Here is an 8,160-nt window from a genome sequence, read left to right on the forward strand (position 1 = left end):
GCACCCATACCCACCCACTGCGTCCCCTGACCCGGAAACACCAACACCGACTTCCCCACCGCGCCCGCGACACCCCGCACGAGCCGCGCCGGCGACTCCTCACGTATCAGCGCAGACAGGCCCTCAAGGAGCTCCTCACGGTTCCCGCCGATGACGACCGCGCGCTGCTCGAATGCCGAACGGCCCGTGGCCAGCGAGAAGCCCACGTCAGTCGCGTCGAGCCCCGGCCTGGCCTCCACATAGGCCCGCAGCTGCTCCGCTTGCGCGCGCAATGCATCTGCCGTCTTGGCCGACACCAGCCACGGCACCACACCCGCCACCGGCGCCGAGGCGTCCTCGGACGTCTCGGTCTCGGCCGCCTCGGGCTCCGGTGCCTGTTCCAGCACGGCGTGGGCATTCGTACCGCTGATGCCGAAGGACGACACGCCCGCACGGCGCGGACGCCCGGTCTCCGGCCACGCCCGCTCCTCCGTCAGCAGCGACACCGCGCCTGACTGCCAGTCGATCCGCGAAGATGCCTCCTCTACGTGCAGCGTCTTGGGGAGCACTCCGTGCTCCACCGCCTTGACCATCTTGATGATCGACGCGACACCGGCGGCGGCCTGGGTGTGGCCGATGTTGGACTTCAACGAGCCCAACCACAACGGCTCCTGGCCCTCACGGTCCTGTCCATAGGTGGCCAGAAGCGCCTGGGCCTCGATCGGGTCACCCAGCTTGGTGCCTGTGCCGTGCGCCTCCACCGCATCGATCTGGTCTGTCGTGAGGCGCGCATTGACGAGGGCGTCCCGGATGACCCGCTCTTGGGAAGGGCCGCTCGGCGCGGACAGTCCGTTGCTGGCACCGTCCTGGTTGATGGCGGTGCCACGGATCACGGCGAGGACGGGGTGGCCGTTGCGCCGCGCGTCGGAGAGCCGCTCGAGAAGCAGCAGGCCAACGCCCTCGGACAGGGCGGTACCGTCCGCGCCTTCGGCGAAGGCCTTTACCCTGGCGTCCGGCGCCAGTCCACGCTGGCGGCTGAATTCCACGTACGAAGCGGGTGAGGACATGATGGACAGTCCGCCGGCGAGTGCCAGGGTGCAGTCGCCTTGGCGCAGCGACTGGGCGGCCAAGTGCAGGGCGACCAGTGATGACGAGCACGCTGTGTCGAGGGTGACGGCCGGGCCTTCGATGCCGAGCGTGTACGCCACCCGGCCGGAGACCACGCTCGCGGTGTTGCCAATACCCAGGTGTCCCTCGACCTCTTCCGGGACAGAAGGCAGCCGGGTGGCGTAATCCTGGTAATTGCAGCCGACGAAGATGCCTGCCTTTACACCTCGCAGGGTTTCGGGATCGACACCGGCGCGCTCGAACGCCTCCCACGAAGTCTCCAGCAGAACACGCTGCTGTGGATCCATGGCGAGGGCCTCACGCGGCGAGATGCCGAAGAAGCCCGAGTCGAACTCGGCAGCGTCGTGAAGAAATCCGCCCTCACGAACATAGGACGTTCCCGAGCAGTCCGGGTCCGGGTCGTAGAGCGCCTCCAGGTTCCAGCTTCGGTCCGTCGGAAAGCCGGAGATGGCGTCGCCGCCGGATGCCACCAGTTGCCACAGCTCCTCCGGGGTGCGGACACCGCCAGGGAAGCGGCAGCTCATCGCAACGATGGCAATGGGCTCTTGGTTCCTGGCCTCGACCTCGCCGAGCCGACGGCGGGTCTGTCGCAGGTCGTTAACAGCCCGCTTGAGATAGTCGCGGAGCTTGTCCTCGTTCATGTGCCGGTGGTCAGTCGGGTTGTCGTTCGGCATCTCAGGAATCCGTTCTCAGGAGGGCAGCCACGGGATTTGAGAAAGTGGACTACACGGTGTGCGCAGCGAGTTCAGAGATTCTCGGATACTCCGAGTTCCTGATCGATGAGGTCGAACATCTCGTCGTCCGTAACGTCGTCAAATTCCTCATCTTCGGCAGCACCGTCGCCCTCGCTCCCGGTGCTTCGGTCCTCCCATTTCCACAGCAGGGTCTGCAGACGCGCAACGACCTTGTCGCGCAGCTCCGTGTCATCGGAGCCGACTCCGGCCAAGGAAGTTTCCAGCCGTTGAAGGTCGGCAAATACGGGTTGTCCGGCGTTCTGATCGCTACTAGGCGCCAACTCGGTGCGCAGTCGTCGTGCAAGTGCCTCCGGATTCGGGGTGTCGAAGACCAGCGTCGCGGGGAGCTGTAGGCCGGTCGCAGCCTTGAGGCGGTTGCGGAGTTCGACTGCGGTGAGCGAGTCGAAGCCCAGCTCCTTGAAGGCCCGGTTCGCCTTAATGACATTTGTCGCGGTGTGTCCCAGTACGCCTGCCACGTGCTCGCAGACCAGGTCCAGCAACATCCGCCCCTGATCCTCGACAGCACGACCCGCGAGCCGCTCAGCCCAGCCGATGGCGCTCCCGCCGAAGGATCCTGCGTCCGCCGCGCTGCCTCTGCGTACAGCTGCGGGCGTGCTCACCACAGCACGGAACAGCGCAGGCATGATCCCTGCCGCCGCCTGGCGCCGCAGCTCCGCAGTATCCAGCCGGGCGGCAACCATCACGGCGTCGGTGGCAGCCCCAGTCGCCAGATCGAAGAGCGCAAGGCCCTCGTTGGCTGGCATCGGGGCCGCGCCCGCACGTGACATACGAGTCATGTCGACGTCGTTCAACCTGCCCGCCATGCCGCTGCGCTGCTCCCACAGTCCCCACGCGAGAGAGACAGCGGGCAGTCCCTGATCGCGGCGGTGCCGAGCCAACGCATTGAGGAAGGCGTTGGATGCAGCGTAGTTGGCCAGCCCCGCGCCCCCGAGGGTGCCGGAGAGCGAGGAGTAAAGCACGAAGGAGCGCAGTGTGCCTGTGCCCTGTGTCAGTTCGTGCAGGTGTAGCGCTCCGTCCGCCTTGGGGCTCAGGACGCGGTCGATCCGCTCTGGGGTCAGCGCGTGAACCACCCCGTCATCGAGTACGGCGGCGGTGTGGACGACCGCGGTGAGGGGGTGCGAACCGTCGATGGTGGCCAGCAGTTCGGCCACGGACGTACGGTCCGAAACGTCCGAGGCGGCGACGCGCACCGTGGCACCGAGTTCGGCCAGCTCGGCGGCGAGCTCGGGCATGCCGTCCGCGTCAGGGCCGCGGCGGCTGGTGAGCAGCAGGTGCCGGGCGCCGCGCGCGGTGACCAGGTGGCGGGCGAGGAGGGGTGCCAGGCCGCCGGACGCGCCGGTGATAAGGACGGTGCCTTCGGGGTCGAAGTCGAAGGCGTCGGGACCGGTCGCCTCCGGCTCCGTGGCCTTGACCAGGCGGGCCGCGGTTACCTCACCGTCGCGCAGCCTGAGCTGCGGCTCCCTCGAGGCCAGAGCCTGGGCCAGCGCCTCCGGGGAGAGCCGGCCCGCCGCGTCCACCAGGACGAGCCGGTCGGGGTTCTCGACCTGCGAGGACCTGACCATGCCCCACACCGGAGCGCCGACCAAGTCCTCGGGACCGACGAACACAAGCCGAGAGGACGCAAACCGGTCGTCCGCCAGCCACGCCTGGATCAGTTCGAGGTTCCGGTACATGACCCTGCGGACCGTTTGCGCCACGTCCGCACCCCGAGCACTTCCCACGCCCGTGTCGAGGGCCTCCGAGGCCATCATGATCGGGACGAATACCAACTCCGGCACCTCGGCGCCCGCCAACACGGCCTCCGCGAGCGCGCCGTAATCCGCGTACAGCTCGACGGACGCGGGGCTCAGGCCCAGCGTGTCATCGCCGAGTACGGCCCATCGGCCGCCCGCAGGTGCCCCACCTGCTGCGGGCAGCGGCAGCCAGTCAATCCGGAACAGGGCGTCCCGGAGCGACTTCCTGGTGCCGTCCGCCTCCGGCATGACCTGCCTCAGCAGTAGCGATTCCATGGTGATGACGGGCCGTCCTGTGGTGTCGGCGGCCTGGATGGACACAGCCTCGTCGCCCACGGGGGCAATCCGTACCCGGAGGGCGGCCGCGCCGACCGCGTGCAGGCGCATGCCGCTGAAGGCGAACGGTCGACGGGTACAGCCGTTCTCCGGCTCCGGCAGGACTAGGCCGAGGCCGAGCGGCTGGAGCGCGGCATCCAAGAGGGCAGGGTGCAGTCCGTACGCCGGAGCATCGGTGGCTGCCTCGTCGGACAACCGGAGTTCCGCGAACAGCTCCTCGCCCCGTTGCCATACGGCGCGCAGCGCCCGGAAGACAGGCCCGTACTCGACACCAGCCGCCGCCAGCCGCTCGTACGCATCGCCGATCTCGACCGGCTCGGCGCCAGGCGGGGGCCAGACGGTCAGATCGGTCGCGAGTCCGGTTTCACTCTCACTCGCGGTCTCGGCGAGGATGCCGGTGGCGTTGCGAGTCCAGGTGTCCTCCCCCTCAGGCCGGCTGGAGTAGAGGTTGAGCGACCGGCGGCCCGCCTCGTCGGCTGCCGAAACGGTCAGCTGGATCCGGACCGCGCCCTGTTCGGGCAGCGCCAACGGCGCCTCGAGGGTCAGCTCCTCAAGCGTGCCGCAGCCGACTTCGTCGCCCGCGCGGACGGCCAGCTCGACGAACCCGGCGCCGGGCAGCAGGACCGTCCCGGAGACGGCGTGGTCGGCGAGCCAAGGGTGCGTCTGAAGGGACAGCCGACCGGTGAGCAGGACGCCGCCCGTCTCGGGAAGTTCGACGGCCGCGCCCAGGAGCGGGTGCCCGGCCGCACCGAGCCCGATCGCGGGAGCGTCGATGGCAGTACGGCCTGCAGCGTCGGGCCAGAACCGCTCGCGCTGGAAGGCATACGTAGGAAGGTCGACGCGGTGCGTCCTGTACGAGGCGAAGTACGCCTGCCAGTCGACCGGCACGCCGTTGACGTGCAGCTCAGCGGCGGAGGCGAAGAAGCGGGCCAGGCCGCCCTCGTTGCGGCGCAGCGACCCCGTGGAGACGACTTCCAAGGCTGCTTCTTCGGCACTCTCCTGGATACCGATAGTCAGGACGGGGTGGGCACTGGACTCGATGAAGGTGCCGTACCCGTCGGCGGCCAAAGTCCGCACCACCTCCTCGAAACGGACGCTCTGGCGCAGGTTCCGGTACCAGTACGACGCGTCAAGGGCGCTGGTGTCGATCAGCGCGCCCTCGACAGTCGAGTAGAACGGAATCTGCGCCGCGCGGGGGCTGATCGGGGCCAGCACATCGAGGAGCTCGGCCTCGATGCGCTCCACATGCGCGGAGTGTGAGGCGTAGTCCACCGGAACCTGGCGAGCCCGAATGTCCTCCGCCTGACACGCGGCCACGAACTCAGCAATGGCGTCGGCGTCGCCAGCCACCACCGTGCTGGAGGGACCGTTGACTGCGGCGACACCCAGCCTGCCAGTCCAGTCGGCAAGCCTGTCCTCAACCACCGTCAAAGGAAGGGGAATCGAGGCCATGCCACCCAGACCGGCCAGCTCACGACCGATCACCTGCGCCCGCAGCGCCACCACACGCGCCGCATCCTCCAAAGACAGCGCACCGCTCACCGCAGCCGCGGCGATCTCACCCTGCGAATGCCCGACCACCGCACCCGGCACCACACCCAGCGACCGCCACACCTCCGCCAGCGAAACCATCACCGCCCACGTCACCGGCTGGACCACATCCACCCGATCCAGGGCCTTGCCATTGCTGATCACATCAATCAGGTTGAAGTCCACAAACGGCGCCAGAGCAGCAGCGCACTCCTCAAGACGCGCCGCGAACACCGCCGACTCATCCAGCAACTGGGCGCCCATACCCACCCACTGCGTCCCCTGACCCGGAAACACCAACACCGACTTCCCCACCGCGCCCGCGACACCCCGCACGAGCCGCGCCGGCGACTCCTCACGTATCAGCGCAGCCAAGCCCTCGAGAAGCTCCTCACGGTTCCCGCCGATCACCACAGCACGCTGCTCGAACGAGGTACGGCCCGTGGCCAACGAAAAACCCACGTCAGTCGCGTCGAGCCCCGGCCTGCCTTCCACATAGGCCCGCAGCTGCTCCGCCTGCGCCAACAACGCATCCGCCGTCTTGCCAGATATCAACCACGGCACCACACCCGCCACCGGAGACGACGCGTCCTCGACCGGATTTAGCATCGTCGGCGCCTGCTCGATGATCACGTGCGCGTTCGTACCGCTCACGCCGAAGGAGGAGACTCCGGCCCGGCGCGGACGCCCGGTCTCCGGCCACGCCCGCTCCTCCATCAACAGCGAGACGGCTCCCGACTCCCAGTCCACGTGGCGCGACGGCTCATCCACATGCAGCGTCTTCGGAAGAACCCCGTGCTCCATCGCCATGACCATCTTGATCAGACCCGCCATGCCTGCGGCGGCCTGCGTGTGACCGATGTTGGACTTCACAGACCCCAGCAACAGCGGGAGTTCAGGCTCGCGCTCTTGCCCGTACGTGGCGAGCAGCGCCTGGGCCTCGATCGGGTCACCCAGCTTCGTGCCCGTACCGTGCGCCTCCACCGCGTCCACCTCAGCCGCCGACAAACCCGCGTTCGCCAGCGCCTGCCGGATCACCCGCTGCTGCGACGGACCATTCGGAGCCGTCAGACCATTACTCGCACCATCCTGGTTGACGGCGGAACCCCGGACCACAGCCAGGACCGTGCGGCCGTTTCGTTCAGCGTCCGACAGCCGCTCAAGCAGCAGCATGCCGACGCCCTCGCCCCAGCCAGTACCATCCGCCGCATCGGCGAACGCCTTGCAATGGCCATCCGACGCCAACCCGCGCTGCCGCGAGAACTCCACGAAGATTTCGGGCGTCGTCATGATTGTCACGCCGCCCGCGAGCGCCAGCGAGCACTCACCGCTGCGTAGCGACTGAGCCGCCATGTGCAACGCGACCAACGACGATGAACACGCGGTATCCACAGTGACCGCCGGACCCTCAAGGCCCAGCGTGTAGGCGATACGGCCCGAGGCGACACTGCCCGCGATGCCGGTGCCGAAGTAGCCCTCCACCGTCTCGGGTACCTGTCGCAGAAGGGACGCGTAGTCCTGGCCGTTGCTGCCGACGAAAACTCCGGCCGAGACGCCGCGCAGCGACTGCGGGTCGATACCCGCCCGCTCGAACGCCTCCCACGAGGTCTCCAGCAGCAGCCGCTGCTGCGGGTCCATCGCCAAGGCCTCACGCGGGTTGATGCCGAAAAATCCCGGATCGAACTCCGCAGCGTCGTGAAGGAATCCACCGTCCCGTACGTACGACGTTCCGGAGCGGTCCGGGTCAGCGTCATAGAGCGCCTCCAGGTCCCAGCCACGGTCCGTCGGAAAACCGGAGATGCCGTCGGCGCCGTCGGTAAGCAGCTGCCACAGCTCTTCCGGCGTGCTGATGCCTCCGGGGAAGCGGCAGGCTGCGGCGACGATAGCGATGGGCTCGTCGTCGACCACCGCTGCCGCCGATGCCGGGGTACCTACTACGGGCGCTATCTGCACGCCGCCGGGGATCGCTCCGAGCAGATACTGTGCCAGGTCGTTTGGCGTCGGGTAGTCGAAGACGAGTGTTGCGGGCAGCCGCAGGCCGGTGAGCTTGTTGAGCCGGTTACGGAGTCGTACGCCGCCCAGTGAGTCGCATCCGAGGTCCTTGAAGGCACGGCCGGGAGCCACGGCCTGAGGTCCGTTGTGGCCCAGCGTCAGCGCAGTCTGTGACCGCACGAGCTCAAGGATCTGCTCAGTGGCTTCGGCTTCGTCGAGTCCGGCGAGCCGGGCCAAAGCGTTCTCCTCGGCCGACGAATCCTCGGCGGAGCCGGCGGTAGCTTCTGCCCGCAGCAGTGCCTGTACCTCCGCCAAGTCGCCGATCAAGGGGCTGGGCCGGGGGGCGGCGAGCGTGGGGGCGTACCGCTCCCAGTCCACATCCACCACGGTCAATGCGGACTCGCCACTGCCCACGGCCTTGGCCAGCGCAGAGAGCGCCAACTCCGGTTCCATAGGCGGGAATCCGCTGCGCGTCAGTTGCTCAGCGGCAGCAGCTCCGGTTGCCATGCCACTGTCTGCCCAAGCTCCCCAGGCAATGGAGGTGGCGGGGAGGCCGAGCTGCTTGCGCCGCTGAGCAATGGCGTCGAGGTGAGCGTTGGCAGCGGAGTAGTTGGCCTGCCCCGGATTTCCAAAGGTGGCGGCCGCCGAGGAGAAGAGAATGAAGGCGTCCAGGTCAAGGCCGCGGGTCAGCTCGTCCAGGACCATGG

Annotated in this window: 2 protein-coding genes; both read right to left on the reverse strand. The window is 68.2% G+C overall.

Annotated elements, in window-relative coordinates:
* Positions 1 to 1,781 (reverse strand): type I polyketide synthase (locus IEY89_RS39590; protein WP_373287353.1); only part of this gene is annotated, 1,781 nt, incomplete at its 3' end.
* A gap of 71 nt (positions 1,782 to 1,852) precedes the next feature.
* A partial coding sequence (locus IEY89_RS39595) for a type I polyketide synthase (protein ID WP_189152366.1) occupies positions 1,853 to 8,160 on the reverse strand: 6,308 nt, incomplete at its 5' end.

The sequence above is a fragment of the Streptomyces lacrimifluminis genome (assembly GCF_014646095.1).
Taxonomy (GTDB): domain Bacteria; phylum Actinomycetota; class Actinomycetes; order Streptomycetales; family Streptomycetaceae; genus Streptomyces; species Streptomyces lacrimifluminis.